The sequence below is a fragment of the Turicibacter sp. KK003 genome, from assembly GCF_037014675.1.
Classification (GTDB): domain Bacteria; phylum Bacillota_I; class Bacilli_A; order MOL361; family Turicibacteraceae; genus Turicibacter; species Turicibacter faecis.
Genome location: NZ_CP142738.1, coordinates 459,661 through 478,515, shown reverse-complemented (window position 1 = coordinate 478,515; position 18,855 = coordinate 459,661). Strand labels below are relative to the sequence as shown.

The window sequence follows — 18,855 nt, the reverse complement described above, 5'->3', positions numbered from 1 at the left end:
CCGAAATCATAAGAAGTAGCACACTTCTTAAAATATCGACTTCTAAGTATACCTATTGATTTATTACAACAAAATTTTACATAAGACTCATTATTATATCATATCATGCGGACATTAAAAGCTCAATGATAACCGCATCGAGTGTTCATGATTTTAATCAGCAGTCGGAATCGGAATCGTCACCGTAAATTGAAATTGAGCATGAACTTCATCGAATTTCCACATCGTCATTCCCCCATAATAGGATGTCACACGTTCGATATTTTTCACTCCATATCCATAAGTCATGCGCTCACGCTTACGACTCATGAGTAATTGGTTGATCACGATAGGTTCATGATCACAGCTATTTATTAATTTTATAATGATATACGACTCATTAAACGTATAAACTTGAAATTCTATCTCTTTATTCTCGCTTTGTTGACAACTTTCAATCGCATTATCAAGGAGGTTTGTCAGTAAGATCGTTAAATCCTTGTCGTTGATAAATGATAAATTCACACGTTCTATTTTATAATCAAAGTGAATATTTCCTTTTTTGATGAGGCTTAATTTTTCATTTAAAATGACATCCATTAATTGATGACCTGTAACAATCGTATTTGAAAGTTTCCCTAAATCATCATACATCACATCAATATAATCTAAGGCCGCCTGATTCTGTTCTAACTCAATGAGCCCCTTAATTGAACTGATATGATTTTTTACGTCGTGTGCCATTTCATTAATGCGTTCGTATTTTGAAAATATAATTTCATTATGTTCTAGTGCGAGGTGAGCACGGCGCTTTTCCATCATGACTTCCTTCATTTTCGCTTTTCGTATGACAAGAGCACCTCCAATAAAAGCTGCTAAAATCGTAATCGCACTGATTACTAAAGCGCCTATGACTCGTTCCTGTCTCCCTTGGTCATAGCTTTCAATCATATCAAGAACGTCAGTTGTAAACGTTGAAGTCGGAAGAGTTAATAAAATCCCCATACTAAAGTCACTACTTTTATGTCCAAAAATTAAATAATCTTGATTCTCCGTTTCTTCACGATAAAATCCATAATAGTCTCGATTATGATCGAAGGAATCTTTAATCGCTGCCAGTAATTTTGTTTCACGATCCCCTATTCTTTGATAATCTGTCACCCAATTAAAGGGGTGGGTACTAAACAACACATCCCCAAAATACTCTTCAATGGTTTTGGCCCCGCCTAAATTTAATTGAACTAAACTCATATGGGCATCTAATCCTTTAAGTTCTTCTCCTAGATTTAACGTGACATTCCCCATTAAATCTAACTTCACTTCTTCGCGAACCTTAAAAAAGATGAGTTTTTGATTCACTTCATCACGATAATAGTCTGATGGCCATGGTTCCATCAAATAATCCATTAAAGCTTCATCCACATTGATTGGCTTTCCTTGTGCATAAGCGACTTCTAACTGTTCATTTTCTCGATTCCAAATCGAAAATTCATACTTCGGGTATTCATAACTCAATCCTTTGATCAACTGTATTAAAGAGGGTGTTCCAGGGAGTTCGTCTCCTTCTAACTTTTCGGTAATGACCCGTTTAATTGAGACCAATTCATTCCAAAGCTCCGTTGAGATGACTCCCCGATAAACATTAATTTGCTCCGTTAATACATTCATCGAACTTTTTAATTCTTGTGCCCTTAATGCCAGCGCTGTTTTATATAACTGATTAATTTCAACCTTTCTCGTTCCCTTAACAATTCCTGTATAACAAATGGTCAAAGGGATCGTAATAATCAACGCTGCTAGAAAAATTTTCACGATCGATCCATATTTGAGGAAGAAACGTTTAAATGGGGAATAAACTTTTAAAATAAACCGTTGAATCCTTCCCTTAGCTACGATATGTTTAGTTCGATTCTGCATGTTACCTTCTCCTCATCGTTATTTAGCATCAATGCATGTAAATTACACTTTATAACCTTGTTTTCCTCACCATTCTTCTACCGACAAGACACCTTATCATAGGTCTATAAATTTAATGTTGACTTAGCCTATCGTGAAAAAACCTTTTTCATTGGATGACACGCCTCTTCTAAGCGGATTTAGGGACTAGTAAAAATAGAAATTCTTATGTTAACATCTTGTGTAGGCGGACTATTTATTTCCTTCTCTAAATAAGGAGAAATAATCCTAATCTTTACCTCCCGGTCATCAATCAATTCCAGCACATTAAATCGGTTCCTAACTCTATAAAACTTACTTCACTTTCGACAAAATAGAATAATATACGACAATATTATACACGAATGTGTACCAAATTTCTATAAAATTTCAAGTTTCACCGATTGAAACCATAGAAAAAGGGAATCCTTCTCGGATTCCCTTTTTCTCTTCATCGACCGTGAAAGAACTTATAGACTACTCACATATTCCATAAATTTCTCTTTAAATTGTTTATATTTTCGTAAGGAGATATAAACTTCTTGACCGTTCGTTAACGTGACACTATCTTTACCCACTAATTTAACATGCTTCAAATTAACAAGATAACTTGAATGTGTTTGCGCAAAGTGATGATGTTCTAGTTCTTTTTTAAACTGTGCTAGACTTTTAGAACTGACATAGACTTCATCCTTTGTATAGAGGTTAACCTTACGACCCGCTATCTCTAAATAAAAGATATCTTCTACGGCGACTTTTGCTACCCTTTTATCTTGAGAGGCTAGTACAAATGGCGTCTGCTCAATCAGTTGATCCATAACCTCTTCAATTTCTAAATATAAAGACTCATCAGTGATCGGCTTAATAAGAAATCTTGAAGCAAGTACTTTATACCCCTCAGGCCAGAAATTTTCATGCGCCGTTAAAAAAACAATTTTTGTTCGGTGCGATTGTTCACGAATTTTTTTTGCTAACTGAATTCCATCAATGCCCGGCAAATGAATATCAAGGAACACCAAATCATATGCCTCTTTGAAATGGTTTAAAAATAATTCAGCACAATCAAATGCTTTTATATTTAACGAAATATTCTTTGCCTTTCCGTAACGCTCAACTTGCGTCATAATTTGCTTCATTTGAAACGACTCATCCTCACAAATTGCAATACGGTACAAAAAAATCACCGTCCTTATTCATCTTCATCTTTTAACGATTTCATATGGCGTTGCACTTCTTTTAAACATCGATCTAAATCAAAGTGATTTGATAACTGATAAGATAGTCCGCTCGCTCTCATTAAAAGTTGTCCCTTTGTTATCCCAGTATTAAATCTAATATCTAATGCATGAAAAGCTTCAATCGCTTGATTCATTTTTTCATGAATGCACGCTTCTTGATCAAATAGCATCACAATAAACTGATGTCCATTATAACGAACAACGAATCCCTCGTCAAATGTTGATTTTAATAAATCAACCGTTTGTCTTAAAATTCGATTTCCTGCCATATACCCATACGTATCATTGTATTTTTGAAAAGATTCTAAATCAAATAACATGACCTGTAAGGTCTCATGCTCCTTAATTAAAGAGTGAATTTCTTCATCTAACCATTCGTAACTTAATGATTGAGTCAAGGCATCGATTTTTTTCGAGTGTTCTATCTCCCTTTTCAAACGGCTAATCACTCGTCTTTGATAGAAGTATCCACTCATTAATATGCCAACTCCTATCAATATTAAAGCATTTAATTTAAACATTTGTTTCTTTTCTGAGCTATCTTTCAAATTCATAATTTGATCAACATCTTCAAATGAAGGCTCTTTCAAATATTCCTGGTCTAAGTAAAACTCATTCGCATAAGGAACACTATTTCCCCTTATTTGAGATAAATAGTCTTTCGCCTGACTGTAAATAAAATACACACTGACTGTCGGTAACGCTCCAGTTCTTGATTGTTCTAATAGTGTCTCATATTCTGAGTATAAATCAATATCTACATTCAGATTTCGTTTAACTTCAAGTTCGAGTGTCTTCCTCCACAACTTAGAGTATTCATCTACTGCCGCCGTTTCTAGTAATTTCAGGGCTTCCTCATACTGACCTTCGGAAATTAATAAATCTGTCTGTAATAGATCGTAGTAATCATCAATGACTCCGGATTCTTGTTCTCTGATTTCATTTAAAAACTTAATAGATTCATCATATCCGTGGAGTTGGTAGTAACTATTCATTAAGAAATAGAGATAACCCATCGGATCGATGTCATACATTGTTTTATCAATCACTCGAAGTAATTCAAAGGTTCCTTCATAGCGTTCTTCGGCATAGTAGGCCATCGCTCCAAGATATAAGATATATTGTTCTAGCAAATTATTATCTTGATCTTGTGCCAACATCCATGATTGATAGAGGTAATACATGACCCCTTCATAGTTATGGCTCATTAAACTAATTTCCATCATTAATAAATTTGTTTCAATGATTCGCATAGGTGTTAAGTCTAAATAGTTTGCCAACTGAGCTAAATTAGCAACAGCATCGAGGCGACTAAGCGAGTTCACATAAAGTTTCGCGCGTGATTCATAAACATCTGCTAATAATGAAAGTTCTTGGCAATCAATCGCATATTGTTGCGCTTTTTCATAATAGAGTTGTGACTGTTTAAAATCGCCTAACAAATAATAATTATTTGAGATTCCCATATAAATCATGATTTGTAGCTTATTCGACTCCGTATTTGCAACACTCAGAGCACGAAAAAGATAATCATTTGATTTCTCGTACTCGTTTGAATAATAGTGTAATTGGCTTAACCAATAATATCCCTGTTGTAATTCCTGTCTCGATTTCACGAATTCTAACTCTTCATTAAGATACTTTTTTTGCTGTTTTATAAATTTTGAGTCTAAATGATAATATTGTGCCATTTCGAAGTTATGCTCAAACTTATCAGTCCTAGTCATTTTATACTGATGGCTTACCACTCCAATTAGTAAAATGAACACACTAATTAAAGCCAGTATGATGATAGTAAACCTCCGCTTCAAAGCTACTCCTCCTAAATCCATTCTTGCATGTATGCTGGATTTATCATAACATCCTAATCAGAGGGACTCAACATTTTTCACATTTTCGTTGACTTTTTCGACAAAAATGTCTATGTTTATCGAATTAATACAAAGCGAAAAGCCCTCTCTATAGCTAACATCACGTAATGGGTTAACTCATCACCGATAAAACTTATGGAGCATCACTATTTATTTAAAAGGGATACCGTGAAGAGCGGTATCCTTTTCTAGAAAAACGGAAATTCTTTTATTGCTTTATCTCTTAGTATTCAGCGTGAAATTCATTGTTACCATCTATATCTAACAGAAGCACACAATATTTTCAATACGCGGTAACCCAATCATCCTTAATCTTTTTATATCGGGCTCGAATCTCTCTTATCCTTAATATAGACGTAACGTTTCTCCAGGATAAATTAAGTTCGGATTTTGGATGCCATTTAATCTCGCTAACGCATTTGCACTCGTTCCATAGCGAGCCGCGATTCCTGATAACGTATCTCCACCTCGAACGGTATACGTTCCTTGTCCGCTTGCTGTTACACCAGAATTAGATCCTCCTGATACTGCTGCTGTTCCGCTAATTTTTAACACTTCACCTGGATAAATTAAGTTCGGATTTTGGATGCCATTTAATCTCGCTAACGCATTTGCACTCGTTCCATAACGGGCCGCAATTCCCGATAACGTATCCCCACTTCGAACCGTGTATGTTCCTTGACTAGTGGCTGTTGCATTAGAATAAGATCCACCTGATACAGCTGCGGTTCCACTTATTTTTAAGACTTCACCTGGATAAATTAAGTTTGGATTTTGAATGCTGTTTAATCTCGCTAATGCATTCACGCTAGTTCCATAACGAGCGGCAATTCCCGATAACGTATCCCCACTTCGAACCGTGTATGTTCCTTGACTAGTGGCTGTTGCATTAGAATAAGATCCACCTGATACAGCTGCGGTTCCACTTATTTTTAAGACTTCACCTGGATAAATTAAGTTCGGATTTTGAATGCCGTTTAATCTCGCTAATGCATTCACGCTAGTTCCATAACGAGCGGCAATTCCCGATAACGTATCCCCACTTCGAACCGTGTATGTTCCTTGACTAGTGGCTGTTGCATTAGAATAAGATCCACCTGATACAGCTGCGGTTCCACTTATTTTTAAGACTTCACCTGGATAAATTAAGTTCGGATTTTGAATGCCGTTTAATCTCGCTAATGCATTCACGCTAGTTCCATAACGAGCGGCAATCTCTGATAAGGTGTCACCCGACTGTACGGTATAGCTTCCTTGTCCAGATGTTGTTGAACCTGAATGAGTTCCACCTGATACAGACGCGGCTCCTCTTATTTTCAATACCTCACCTGGATAAATCAAGTTCGGATTTTGAATGCCATTTAATCTGACTAATTCATTCACAGTCGTTCCATAGCGAGCGGCAATTTCCGATAACGTATCGCCTGACTGTACCGTGTACGTTCCAACATCGGTTGGTGAAGAACTTGGAACTTGTGGTCTTGCATGATCAGGGACTGTCGGAATTCCACCTTGATCAGATAAGAAAATATCCGCTGTATAGTAATCTAAATCGACCGAGCTTCCATAAATTCCAGGAACCCTTCCAGATTCACTATACTGAAACCCTACCCACTCTGTCCACTTTCCATTATTCCGTGGCTGACTCACACCATACTCAGCAATCCAAAGTGGATACTGGGCAACTGCATTATTCCAGATGTAACGCGCGCTTGATAGATTACTATATACCACAGCTCCCTTACCACTCAATGATTCAACAGTTTGCAAAAAGGCTAATCCAATTTCGTTGATTTCCCATGTAGATAAAGATCCATAATATTCAAAATCCATCGCTAAACGGCAATCAATTTCTTTTCCCTCTAAAATAGAAACAAAATAGGCGGCCTCAGAACGAGCCTCTTGAACACTTTCAGCTGTTACATAATGATAAACCCCAACTTTTAATCCCGCTTCCTTAGCCTTTGCATAATTAGCCTCAAACATCGGATCCATCCGGTGCCCTTGACTTGATTTAATATATACGACCTCAACACCCGAATTACGAACAGCATAGAAATTAATATTTCCTTGCCACTTACTCACATCGATTCCCCGATATATCGTTTCACTGCTTGGACTCATGGCAAAGGCAGTGAAACCCGTTATTAACGACAACACTAAGCTTAGTGTTGCCACTAGAAATTTCTTCATAAAATCGCTCCTTTTAATGTATATTCCATACATTTTATGAAAAAAAAAGAAAGAGCGACAGGGTGATTATCTCTAACAACTGAAACATAAAATAGTTTTTTCCTAAAAAATCAACTCGCAGTGACAAAAAGAAGCAAAAGAGATTGAAAATCTTAACCCCCTCCTACCATTCAAGAAAACCTTTCATGTCCCGGGAAATAAATTGCCCCAATTTGTTAAAAAACAATAAAAAAAGTCCTTATCCAAGGACCTATTTTATATTGATACAATTCGTTCACCCATCAACACTCGATTTTTCCGACTAAAAGAACCACCAAGCGACAATTCCAATAACCCCTAATAATCCATAAGCAACCGTTAACCCTTTAAAAACACGCCTAATCACTTCATCACTCATCGTACCCCTCCTTATTACATCATAAGAAGCAACAAAGAAGGATATTCCTAATCTTTACGCCGATTCGTCCACATTTTTCACCTTACATCCCCCCTCGTATAATAAGTTTATGCCCTTCTTTATGGGCGTTAATTGTTCTTTGAAAACTAAATGATGGCTTAATTCTTCTTTCCGTCATTTCAGTTAATTGGTTACCCTCTTTTTGTCTGAGATTTTATCGGACATCCCACCATATAGGTAATGGAATTGGATCCATCAGGAATATACTTTCTCCCCCTGTAGTTTGACTACTTTTAAAGACTGTGACCCAGACCAAAACTGTTCGACATACGCACAAGCTGTATCGATTCGTCCCATATTCCTCTTCTTAGTAGGCTGAGGGCAGCACTCATGGGGCGATTCTTTAGAATACTTATACACGAGGTTGTCGCCATGTTTTGGGCCCTAGGGATATCCGTCCGCATCCGAGTTTATTCCAAATTTATCTCAAAGAAAGGAGGTCCTTTCCATGAAATTGTTTGTCGGTATTGATGTGAGTTCTGAAAAGCTTGATGTTTGTTTTCTAGATAGTTCAGACACCACTCTGAAGGAAGTCACACTTCCTAATAATCTAAACGGTGCCTCATCTATCAAGGAATCTGTTCTAACGTTTCACCACTCTTTTAACTATGAAAAGATTGTGATTGGAATGGAGTCCACCTCTATTTACAGTTTTCATCCTGCCACATTTTTATCTGAGGACACTGACTTAAATTCCCTTGGATGCGTGGAAGTTGTCGTTCAAAATCCGAAGTCTATCCATCGATACAAAGGCCTTTTTGAAGAGGATAAAACCGACCGCATTGATGCCTTTCGTATTGCGGATTTCTTACGCATTGAACGCTTTAATAAGACGGTTTTAAAAGAGGAGCGTTACATCGCTCTTCAACGGTTGACTCGTTCGAGATACCAACTCGTTCACCAATTAACCGAATGTAAACAACACTTTCTTGAGAACCTTTACTATAAATGTAATACGCTCTCTAAGGAACTTGATACTTCTGTTTTTGGTGCCACCATGCTTGATCTTCTCTCTGACTCGCTTTCACTTGATGAAATTGCCCAAATGGAGTTAGAAGATTTAGCCCTTCTCTTACAAGAAAAGGGGCGCGGTCGCTTTAGTGACCCGCAAAAGATAGCTAAAATGATTAAGAAAGCGATTCGCGACTCTTATCGTTTAGCCCAAGTCGTCCAAGAATCAGTGGATATGGTTTTAGCGACTTATGCGAGATTAATTCAAACATTGAAAAAACAAATTAAAGATTTAGAAAAAAGTATTGTCGCCTTATTTGAAGTTGTTTCAGAGGTCCAATGCTTAAAAAGTATTCCAGGAATCGGTATCGTGTATGCCGCCGGTATTGTCGCTGAAATCGGTCAAATTGAACGTTTTGAAAATGAAGCCCAATTAGCCAAGTATTGCGGACTTTATTGGAAGAAGAATCAATCTGGAAACTTTGAATCGGAACGCACACCTATGACACGAACAGGTAATCAATATCTTCGATATTATATGGTTGAAGCTGCCAACTCTATAAGACGTCATGAAGAGAGTTACCGTCTCTATTATCAAAAGAAATATGATGAAGTTCCGAAATTTAAACACAAACGAGCCCTCGTCCTTACCGCTAGAAAATTTGTGCGTTTGGTGGATACGCTACTACGTAACCGCCAACTCTACACGCCAGAAAGGAGCGTATAACTCAAAGGCTAACATCTGTTGCTTTTGAATCCTTTCTGTTCTGGCGCTAGGCTAATTTTTTTAGAGATTAGCCGAGGGTCTAGTTCAGTGCGCCTAAATTTTTAAAATCTTTAACTATTTTTATCAATTAACTATTTGACTTAATACCACAAGTCTTTTGTTTTGTCTTTAAAGAAATGGGCTCATCTCAAAAGTTAAAGGATGTAGTGAAAACGTAAACTTTATCTCAAGCTAGATTTTTAACCTTTGAGATAAAAAGACCTTGACTCCTCCCGCAAAAAGAGGTAATGCTAATAAAAAAAGAAGAAACTGCATCAAAGACCCGCCTCCTCGATAACCTAATAAAAGAACTAAAAGAAGAGAATGAATCATATAAACTTCCATCCCACAAACCCCCATCGTCTTAAAAAAAGAGGAGCGGCATTGAAGTTTCATTAATAAACATAATAAAAAGGCGATGAAAATATAAGGAAGTCCCCAAGTGATTAGCGTACCGCCACGAAGATACCATCCGTAACTTAACAAAAAGACAAGCGTCGTCCCAGCAAGAAAGGTCGAAAACCGATAACGTATCATCCGGAATAAATAATATTGATATTGGCAACAAAAGGCCCCGATTAAAAAACAAAAGGCCACCGTTGCATTCCAATCCAACTTCAAACTAATAAAGGCATAAATCAAGCTAAACACACCCAGCAACTTCATTTTAAATCTCGTCCGGTAACTCACATAAAAAGCGGTATAAAAATAAAGCGTGGCCCCAAGCAACCAAGCACTACTCCCATCAAAAAAATGGGTTCCTACTGTTTGGTAGACAATAGTCCTTAAATCTACCTCGTTTCCTTGAAACATCATTACCAAATATTCTAAAACGTTCACCCCAATAAAAAGAAAAAGAAGTTGTGGCACCTGATGATAAAATAGTTTTTTTACCTGTCGTTTACTTTTTCGATACACTGACATCCACTCATATCCACAAGTAAAAAGATAAAGGATTGATCCTAACGTCCCTACCTTTAACATCGATGCCATTAACGGGGTAGCATGCGTCAATCGCTCACCCACACTTTGCATCACAATTAATAAAATAGCAATTCCCTTCAATGTCCCAATATTGTTTCGATTTAAAAAAGCGTAGCCGCCCCTCCCCCAGACATATGACCGGATGGATAAAAGAAACGGCATCACTAAAAAAATGAAGACATAAACGATCCACCCCTGCGATAAATAAAGCATCCTTTTTCCCCCTTTTGTTAAAATTATATCTTATTCGAGAGAAACGGACAAATAAAAAAAGCAACCGACGTTGCTTTTTTTATTTTCCTGATGACCCAAAGCCTCCTGTTCCACGCTCTGATTCCATCGCTAATAATTCATCGCGACTAATTTCTTCAATCTGTAGCTTCGGCACCTCAACCATTAGGCATTGGCAAATTGCCTTTTCATACGGATAAACGATACACTCAGGAAATGACTGCGGGGTAGCACTTTTAGCAATAACAAGTGGTTGCGGATTATGATTGGTTATCGCAATAAACCACTCGCCACGGTATCCTGAATCAATGACCCCACATCGCTGACCGATTCCTTTTGATCCCGTTGAACTTCTTTCTTTAATGATTGCAACATACTGACTTGAAAAAGCCGATGAAATTCCCGTTGGAATTAAAACTGTTTCATGGGGTTGAATCATCTTGTATGGTTCATCGAAACAAGCATATACATCGAATGCCCCATCTTCTTCTCGTTTTGATGGAATAATCGCCTCATCTTTTAGCTTCGCAAAATAAATTGAATTCATCGTTATTCTCCTTTTACATGCTTTAATAGTTTTCAAGTAGTGTTACTTTTCCTTCACTCAATGTTTTTTGAACGTCAATAATGCGTTGGTTTTTGCTCCCTTTAAAACGGAGTCTTAAATCTTTTTGTTCTTCAATAAAGGGACCATCGACTAATACGTCACAATATTTCAGGATTTCTTTTGTCTTTTTATACATCATAATTTCTTCAAACATATATCCAGAATAAATCCAAATGTTTTGTCCCGTCTCTTCTTTTATGCGGCAAACTAAATCTTTTAAATCATTATCACGAACTTGATCCATTGGCTCCCCACCAAGAATCGTTACCCCGTGAACGTTTGGATTTTTAATATGTTCAATAAACTTATCCTCAATTTCCTTCGTCCACGGATGCCCATAGCGAAAGTGTTTGTAATCTTGGTTAAAGCACCCCTTGCACTTGTGGGTACATCCAGAAACGAATAACGTTGAACGAATTCCCGTCCCATTTGCCGTGTCAAATTTGCGTATTTGTGCATAATACATGAATCATCACTCCCAAACTGTCCTCTAAATAAAACAGAGCCCATCGGCTCCGTTTTAACTCCTTCTTATACTATAATCCATTCGAAGACATTTATACAACTCATTCGCATTTCTATAAATGTAAGACGCGGTTTTTGATTTCCTCTGTTTTTCCTTTATTCCAGAAGTTGTCACCCAAATAACCACATGTGCGGCGAATAACATTCATTTTTGCCTGGTCTTTATTATGACAATTCGGACATTCCCATGTTAAATCGTCATTAAGTAAAATTTCCCCTTCATAATGACAGACATGGCAACAATCAGACTTTGTATTAAACTCTGCATACTGGATGTGATGATAAATATAGTTGACCACTTGTTTTAAAGCCTCTAAATTATGGGACATATTCGGAATTTCAATATAGGAAATACATCCCCCTGTTGAAATAGATTGGAATTGTGATTCAAACTCTAACTTAGTAAATGCATCGATTTCTTCTCGAACATCCACGTGATAAGAATTCGTGTAATAGCCTTTATCCGTCACATCTTTAATTTCTCCGAATTTCAGTAAATCAATTTTAGCGAAGCGATAGCAAAGTGATTCAGCCGGGCTACCATATAGTCCAAAGCCAATGCCTGTTTTTTGTTTCCAGACCTTGGTTGCTTCTTCAAGTCGGTGCATGACTTTTAACGCAAACGCCTCTCCATCAGGGTGCACATGTGACACACCACGCATCAATTTCGTAACTTCATATAAGCCAATATACCCAAGTGAAATCGTTGAATACCCATTTTCAAGCAAAGGATCAATGACAGCACCTTGTGGTAATCGTGCAATGGCTCCATACTGCCAATGAATCGGTGACTCATCCGATAACGTTCCTTTTAATGCCTCATGTCGGCACATGAGCGCCTCGTAACATAGTTCTAGGCGGTTATCGAGTAGCTTCCAAAACTTCTCCTCGTCACCATTTGAAACAATCCCGATTTGTGGAAGGTTGATACTCACAACGCCTTGATTAAAACGTCCTTCGAATTTATAGTTTCCGTCTTCATCTTTCCATGGCGATAAGAATGAGCGACACCCCATTGGACTAAAGACGTTTCCTTCATAAATTTTACGCATTTCCTTCGCCGAAATATAATCTGGATAGAGTCGTTTTGAACTACATTCAACCGCTAATTCGGTGATGTAGTCATACTTTCCACCCTCTAGACAATTATAGTCATGAAGGACATACACTAATTTAGGGAACGTCGGCGTTGTATAAATGCCTTTTTCATTTTTAATTCCTTGAATCCGTTGTTTTAAAATTTCCTCGATGATTAAGGCCACTTCGTCTACATATCCATCATTTAAATCTAAGTTCAAGAATAGGGTGACAAAAGGGCTTTGGCCGTTTGTCGTCATTAACGTGTTAATTTGATATTGAATCGTTTGAACACCTGATGCGAGTTCTTTTTTCATCAACACTTCAACCGCTTGTAATCGTTCTGCTTCGGATGAAATCACGTCTTTTAACATGGCCATATATTTTTCTTTGCTTCGTCTTAAGTATTTTCCAAGATGGCGAACGTCGATGGATTGCCCACCGTACTGGCTACTCGCAACTTGGGCGATAATTTGACTCATGACTGTACACGCCACTTGAAAGCTTTTCGGACTCTCGATCATTCGCTTATTAATGACGGTTCCGTTATCTAGCATATCCTTAATATTAATTAAACAACAGTTGAAGATAGATTGCATGAAGTAATCCATATCATGAAAATGCAGGACACCTTCATCATGTGCTTGAACGATACGAGCCGGTAACTTTTTACGTCGTGTAATATCTTTTGAAACCTCACCGGCAATCAAATCTCGCTGAGTAGAAGCCATCATCGGGTTTTTATTTGAATTCTCATTCATGACTTCCTCGTTGCTTAAATCAATGAGGCTTAAAATACTGTCATCTGTTGTATTTGTTTCACGTTTAAATTGTTGAATCGCTCGATATCCTTCATAAGCCTTCGCGGTTAACTCCTGACCATTTTCAATAAGCTTCAAATAAACAGCCGTTTCAATTTGAAAAATAGTCGGTGTTTTATGTTGGTGGGCAAACGTTTGATTAATCTCATGGGCAATTTTATTGGCCACATTCTCATTTATAATCCCACTTCCATACTTCATCGCTTTTAAAATCGCTTGATAAATTTTCGATTCATCAAATGCGACATGACTTCCATCACGTTTAATTACCTCACGCATGTCCTCACCCTCTCCAAGACAGGAATCATTAGGAACCTCCTAAGAATATCCCGCCCCTCAACTTTTTTTATCTTTCATTAAAAACTAGATTAGGTCCGCTAAACAGACCCTAAAACATCTTCCAACATTATTTGACCCAAATCGATTATTGGCAAAATAATTATAATCTATCATATTAAAAATCAAACTAAAATTCAAGCATATAAGACAAGATAAATCATGTAAATCATTAAGCCTATTTTCATCCCTATTTCACCAAAATACCACCTCCCTTAAGTCTATGTTTTAGACAAAAAATTTATACCGGGTCGTGGCATTGCCCGTACGTATCCTCCGCTACTAGTTGTAAAATGTTTAAACTTAAAAAAAGGAAATCTCCATTTATACGCGTACTGTAAGATAGAAAGATGTCCGAACATCTTGAATATGTTATAATGATTGGAGGAAACATAAAAATGAAAAATTTGAATGATTTAATAAAACAAGTGAAGGGAGATGGAGAAGACGTGGGTCCCCTACGCTAAGGAGTGAGTGTAACGAACTCTTAGCTATCCTCAACTAGTAGGGGGTCCCCTGCGCCACGTGGGACAATCTTTGATTGGCATCGTGGCTATCCTCAACTAGTAGGGAATGGACCTGTGTTATTACCACCGACCATGGACTTTGTGTTCAAGGGACTGTTTGGGAACGGGTTCCCTGGCGTACGAGGCATAGCCCGTACATATCCTCAACTGCTAGGGCTTGGGTTCCCTGCGCCAAGTAGCGAAAGCTCTTGGCTATCCTCCAATAGTAGGGCTTAGAAAAAGCCGGAATTGTTAATTTCATTTTTAAATGCGGTGTTAACACCTGATGAACCAATTACTTCAATTACGTTCAAGGATCGAACGATTGATAAACAATATAAAAATGATAAACTCGGATCGTTAGATATTTTAGCTAGGACAAACAAAGGGGAGTTAATTAATGTTGAGGTTCAGGTAGCGGATGAAAGGAACATGATTGAACACAGTTTATTTTATTGGAGTCGGTTGTTTTCTGGGCAACTCCAAGGTGGAAATCCCTATCAAAAATTAGAACGAACAGTTTGTATTAACCTCCTAGACTTTGATCTACTTGATACACTTGAATACCATAGCTGTTACGTTTTAAAAGAACGCGAGTGAAATGAAATATTAAGTGATTTATTCGAACTTCATTTTATTGAACTTAATAAAATAAAAGACATAAAACAGTCAAGCGAGATTAAGAACCAGTTAGAGGCATGGCTTGGATTTATTAAACATCCCGAAAGTCAAGTGAGCTATGAATTAGCACGCCGGGATGAAACGATTCGTGAGGCAAAGGATGAACTGCTCGTCCTAAGTTGTAATGAGCAATTTCGTTTATACTATGAAGTGCGTTTAAAAGCGTTACTTGATGAGACGAGTCGTCTACAAACTGCACGAGATGAAGGAAAAATAGAACGAGATTTAGAAATTGCCACGAATCTTTTAGACGTCTTAGATGATGAAACCATCTCGCTAAAAACGGGATTACCTTTAAACAGCATCCAACAATTACGAAAAAGTTCAACTAAATAAACACTCGTCCACATTTTCTGTTTGACCTTCTCAGGGTAGCCCTTTTGGCTACCCTTTTCCTATTTCTTAAAAGAACCACCCTCGATTTACGGTCCTCCTTCTACCCTCCATCAATAGAATTCTTCATTCATAAAAAAAGTTGCCTCCATCGGAGACAACTTTTTTAGATGCGTCGCATGAATGATCCAATCACGCTAAATAGAAGAAAAACAGCTGCATTAACTAGGACAACACTCGCACCTGCCGGCGTCGAATATAAGAAAGAGACAGTCATCCCAATAAAAAAGCACGCCACTGAAATAATTCCAGAAGAAATCATAACGCGTTTAAAACTATTAAAAATACGCATCGATGTTAAGGCAGGAAAGATAATTAAACTCGAAATTAACATCGTTCCCATAATCCTCATTCCAAGTACAATCGTAATCGCGGTTAAAAAGGCGATTAACATATTATAAAGCTCTACATTAACACCTGTTGCCTTTGCAAAATTCTCATCAAAGGTCGTGGCAAAAATACGATCATAACAAATAAGAAATAATAAAAATACAATGACTGAAAGAACAATACTTATCTTTACATCGCTAGAAGTCATCGCAAGGACACTCCCAAACATGTAACTATTAATATCTGCATTCAGTCCGCTCGTAAGCGACGTGACTGTCACCCCAATCGCAATAGCACTACTTGAAATCAAACCAATAGCTGCATCCCCCTTAATTTTACTATTTTGAGAGATTCGCAGTAAGAAAAAGGCCGCAATAACAACAACCGGAACGGCTATCTTCAACGGAGCCAAGTTCAAAGCCATCGCAATAGAAAGAGCCCCAAACCCGACATGAGATAACCCGTCCCCAATCATCGAATATCGCTTTAAAACAAGGCTAACTCCTAACAAGGCTGCGCATAATGAGACGGCACTACCGACTAACACAGCACGAACCATAAAACTATAAGAAAACATTTCTTGCCAAATACTAAACATGTTTTACCGCTCCTATATGATGGCACGAATTCGTAAAACATAAATACTCATCCGGTGTCCCATAAAATACAACTTCTTTATTTAACCTTAAAATCTTCGTCGCATGTTCTAACCCACTATTCATATCATGCGTGACCATAATAATACTCATCTTGTAATCCCGATTCAACTCCTCAATAATCTCATACAGATGCTGAGTCGTCACAGGATCAAGCCCTGTTACAGGCTCATCTAATAATAAAATCTTCTCTGAAGCACAAAGCGCACGCGCAATTAACACACGCTGCTGCTGTCCTCCTGATAAATCACGATAGCATTTATCCTTTAAATGTTCAATCTTTAATTTTTTTAAATTATTCAGAGCACGCTGTTTTTCTTCTTTCGAATAGAACGGGCGCCATCCCCGTTTATTGAGGCACCCCGATAACACGACTTCGTACACCGAAGCGGGAAAATCCCGTTGAACAATCGTCTGTTGTGGAAGATAACCGATATCGTGATTTTTTAATTGGGCCCCATATTGAATAGACCCTGATTTCGGCGTTACCAATCCTAAAATGGATTTCATTAATGTACTCTTTCCGGAACCATTATCTCCGATAATACATAAATAATCGCCATCCTCTAAATCAAAGTTCACGTTTTTCAACGCCACTTGATTATCGTACTGTACATTTAAATTTTTACAAGATAAAATTGCCATATTAATTCAGTCCCACTCTTAAATTTTCCACGTTTTGTTTCATCAACGAAAGGTATGTTACCCCTTGATTAAACTCTTCTTTAGAAACATTGTGGCATGAATGTAATAATAACATCTGAGCTCCTGTCTCTTCACTAATCATTTGTGAAATTTTTGGATCCACAAGTTCTTCATAATAAATCGCTGGAATTTGTTGCTCTTTCATCTCCTTAATCATTTGAGCAACAAGGGCTGCACTTGGTTCAGCTTCAAATGGTGCACTAATATAATTAATTCCGTATTCATTTGTTAAGTATTGCATCGCGAATCGGCCACCATGATAAATTGTCTGACGTTTAGCATGAGCTACGACCTCTTCAAACTCATGATTTAACGCCTCTAACTCATTTAAATAGGCATCGGCATTTGCTTGATAGTAGTCCGCATTTTCAGGATCTACCTCACATAAAGCCTCTAAAATATTTTGCACCATAATCATCGCATTTTTAGGGCTTGTCCAAATATGAGGATCGTATGTATGGTCATGCCCATCGTGGTCTGAATGTTCTTTTGCAATTGTCCCATGGTCATGATCTTCCTCAGATTCATGATCGTGTCCAACCTCTGCTTCATGATCGTGATCCGTTTCAGACTCGTGATCGTATCCAGCCTCCGCTTCATGATTATGATCTTCTTCAGACTCATGGTCATGTTCATCAATCGTACAGTTTGGGGCAATTAGCGAAACACCCTTTGAAACATCTAATACTAAAACATCGTTATTATCAACACTCTCAATAATACTATGCGCCCATGGTTCCATAGATTCACCTGTATAAATAAATAAATCGGATTTATTTATATTAATGAGGTCAGCTGGGGTTGGCTCATAAGAATGAGAATCCATCCCAAAAGGTAATAATAAGGAAACATCTACCTTATCTCCTCCGATAGCACGCGTAAAATCGTACTGGGGAAATAGCGTCGTTACAACTTTGACTTTATCAACTTCATCTGCCTTCTGTTGATCAGTCCCGCACCCAACAAGTAGCAAAAGGGTCGACATCAAGCCGGCAATAAACAATCCTCTTTTTCTCATAAAACTCCTCCTTAAAAACATACTTTACCTATGTTATGTCTATTTTAGCATAGTTTCATACAAATGATAATAGTTATCACCTGAGTTGAATATATGTGCATTTACTCATATATTGTCGTGGAAATGAAAAGAAATTCCTCTTTTTTATCTCCCCTCCTCACATCCAAAGCCTCCATCAAAAAATCACTTTTTTCCTATAAGTCATTAAGGAACCAAAAGCTGAATTTCAAAAATTAGTTACTAACCTCAAAACTATAAAAAAAACATATCGATTAAAATTTCCATATCATATTTATTCAAAAATAATTCATACAGATACCAACAATAAATTATTAGAGTTAAATAACTTTATAAGATCATAAAATTTATTGCATTTTTTTTAAAACTAAATATATACTATATTTAGTGAATAGCGGTGGATGTCTGCGGACTACACCTAGGAGAGATGGATGCGTCTATCTCTCCTTTTAATTTTATAGTAAACGTTAAACTTTATTCCTTTATTGCTAATCCATTCCCTTAACAAGACAGTGATATTTTTTTCATAGTAGCGGTGGATACATTTATCTCGTAAATACTAAGTAGTCCCGTAGTG

12 protein-coding genes and 1 pseudogene are annotated in these 18,855 nt (G+C 37.3%); 2 read left to right on the top strand and 11 right to left on the bottom strand.

From position 1 onward, the window contains the following. Window positions 1-153: 153 nt before the first annotated feature. The 4 genes from VXM77_RS02325 to VXM77_RS02310 all read right to left on the bottom strand — a co-directional run bounded on the left by VXM77_RS02325 (window position 154) and on the right by VXM77_RS02310 (window position 7,216). On the bottom strand, window positions 154-1,896 hold the full coding sequence (locus VXM77_RS02325) for a GHKL domain-containing protein (protein WP_338506842.1): 1,743 nt from the start codon (window positions 1,894-1,896) through the stop codon (window positions 154-156). Window positions 1,897-2,384: 488 nt separating this feature from the next. Then, window positions 2,385-3,098, bottom strand: a complete 714-nt coding sequence (locus VXM77_RS02320) for a LytTR family DNA-binding domain-containing protein (protein ID WP_338506840.1) — start codon at window positions 3,096-3,098, stop codon at window positions 2,385-2,387. 5 nt (window positions 3,099-3,103) lie between these two features. Next, on the bottom strand, window positions 3,104-4,963 hold the full coding sequence (locus VXM77_RS02315) for a diguanylate cyclase (RefSeq protein WP_338506838.1): 1,860 nt from the start codon (window positions 4,961-4,963) through the stop codon (window positions 3,104-3,106). Window positions 4,964-5,368: 405 nt separating this feature from the next. After that, window positions 5,369-7,216: a LysM peptidoglycan-binding domain-containing protein gene (locus VXM77_RS02310; protein ID WP_338506836.1), complete on the bottom strand. Its 1,848-nt coding sequence runs from the start codon at window positions 7,214-7,216 to the stop codon at window positions 5,369-5,371. 905 nt (window positions 7,217-8,121) lie between these two features. On the opposite strand from VXM77_RS02310, the gene VXM77_RS02305 reads away from it, so the two are divergent. After that, the gene (locus VXM77_RS02305) at window positions 8,122-9,351 is read left to right on the top strand and encodes an IS110 family transposase (RefSeq protein ID WP_161832790.1); all 1,230 of its coding nucleotides are present in this window, start codon (window positions 8,122-8,124) and stop codon (window positions 9,349-9,351) included. A 231-nt stretch (window positions 9,352-9,582) separates the two neighbouring features. On the opposite strand, the gene VXM77_RS02300 is transcribed toward VXM77_RS02305, so the two are convergent. From VXM77_RS02300 to nrdD, 4 genes are all read right to left on the bottom strand, one after another. Continuing rightward, window positions 9,583-10,587: a hypothetical protein gene (locus tag VXM77_RS02300; protein WP_161831064.1), complete on the bottom strand. Its 1,005-nt coding sequence runs from the start codon at window positions 10,585-10,587 to the stop codon at window positions 9,583-9,585. A gap of 79 nt (window positions 10,588-10,666) precedes the next feature. Next, window positions 10,667-11,152 carry a dUTP pyrophosphatase gene (locus VXM77_RS02295; protein WP_161831063.1) on the bottom strand — a complete coding sequence of 162 codons (486 nt, stop codon included), beginning with the start codon at window positions 11,150-11,152 and terminating at the stop codon, window positions 10,667-10,669. A gap of 22 nt (window positions 11,153-11,174) precedes the next feature. Beyond that, window positions 11,175-11,678 carry an anaerobic ribonucleoside-triphosphate reductase activating protein gene (gene nrdG / locus VXM77_RS02290; protein WP_338506832.1) on the bottom strand — a complete coding sequence of 168 codons (504 nt, stop codon included), beginning with the start codon at window positions 11,676-11,678 and terminating at the stop codon, window positions 11,175-11,177. A gap of 112 nt (window positions 11,679-11,790) precedes the next feature. After that, on the bottom strand, window positions 11,791-13,914 hold the full coding sequence (gene nrdD / locus VXM77_RS02285; RefSeq protein WP_338506831.1) for an anaerobic ribonucleoside-triphosphate reductase: 2,124 nt from the start codon (window positions 13,912-13,914) through the stop codon (window positions 11,791-11,793). 812 nt (window positions 13,915-14,726) lie between these two features. Here nrdD and VXM77_RS02280 point away from each other — a divergent pair. After that, window positions 14,727-15,494 (top strand): annotated as a pseudogene (locus tag VXM77_RS02280) (Rpn family recombination-promoting nuclease/putative transposase). Window positions 15,495-15,657: 163 nt separating this feature from the next. On the opposite strand, the gene VXM77_RS02275 reads toward VXM77_RS02280, so the two are convergent. The 3 genes from VXM77_RS02275 to VXM77_RS02265 are packed head-to-tail and all read right to left on the bottom strand — an operon-like array spanning window position 15,658 to window position 18,260. Further along, window positions 15,658-16,479 carry a metal ABC transporter permease gene (locus VXM77_RS02275; protein ID WP_161831059.1) on the bottom strand — a complete coding sequence of 274 codons (822 nt, stop codon included), beginning with the start codon at window positions 16,477-16,479 and terminating at the stop codon, window positions 15,658-15,660. Beyond that, window positions 16,472-17,182 carry an ABC transporter ATP-binding protein gene (locus tag VXM77_RS02270; RefSeq protein WP_161831058.1) on the bottom strand — a complete coding sequence of 237 codons (711 nt, stop codon included), beginning with the start codon at window positions 17,180-17,182 and terminating at the stop codon, window positions 16,472-16,474. Before VXM77_RS02270 ends, VXM77_RS02275 begins: the two co-directional genes overlap by 8 nt. A gap of 1 nt (window position 17,183) precedes the next feature. After that, window positions 17,184-18,260 (bottom strand): zinc ABC transporter substrate-binding protein, encoded by a 1,077-nt coding sequence (locus tag VXM77_RS02265; RefSeq protein WP_338506825.1) that lies wholly within the window; start codon window positions 18,258-18,260, stop codon window positions 17,184-17,186. Between the last annotated feature and the right edge of the window lie 595 nt (window positions 18,261-18,855).

What these genes read in the sequence shown, in the direction of transcription:
- VXM77_RS02325 (WP_338506842.1), bottom strand. Translation starts at nt 1,896, where the DNA reads ATGCAGAATCGAACTAAACATATCGTAGCTAAGGGAAGGATTCAACGG.
- VXM77_RS02310 (WP_338506836.1), bottom strand. Translation starts at nt 7,216, where the DNA reads ATGAAGAAATTTCTAGTGGCAACACTAAGCTTAGTGTTGTCGTTAATA.
- VXM77_RS02305 (WP_161832790.1), top strand. Translation starts at nt 8,122, where the DNA reads ATGAAATTGTTTGTCGGTATTGATGTGAGTTCTGAAAAGCTTGATGTT.
- VXM77_RS02300 (WP_161831064.1), bottom strand. Translation starts at nt 10,587, where the DNA reads ATGCTTTATTTATCGCAGGGGTGGATCGTTTATGTCTTCATTTTTTTA.
- VXM77_RS02295 (WP_161831063.1), bottom strand. Translation starts at nt 11,152, where the DNA reads ATGAATTCAATTTATTTTGCGAAGCTAAAAGATGAGGCGATTATTCCA.
- nrdG (WP_338506832.1), bottom strand. Translation starts at nt 11,678, where the DNA reads ATGTATTATGCACAAATACGCAAATTTGACACGGCAAATGGGACGGGA.
- nrdD (WP_338506831.1), bottom strand. Translation starts at nt 13,914, where the DNA reads ATGCGTGAGGTAATTAAACGTGATGGAAGTCATGTCGCATTTGATGAA.
- VXM77_RS02275 (WP_161831059.1), bottom strand. Translation starts at nt 16,479, where the DNA reads ATGTTTAGTATTTGGCAAGAAATGTTTTCTTATAGTTTTATGGTTCGT.
- VXM77_RS02270 (WP_161831058.1), bottom strand. Translation starts at nt 17,182, where the DNA reads ATGGCAATTTTATCTTGTAAAAATTTAAATGTACAGTACGATAATCAA.
- VXM77_RS02265 (WP_338506825.1), bottom strand. Translation starts at nt 18,260, where the DNA reads ATGAGAAAAAGAGGATTGTTTATTGCCGGCTTGATGTCGACCCTTTTG.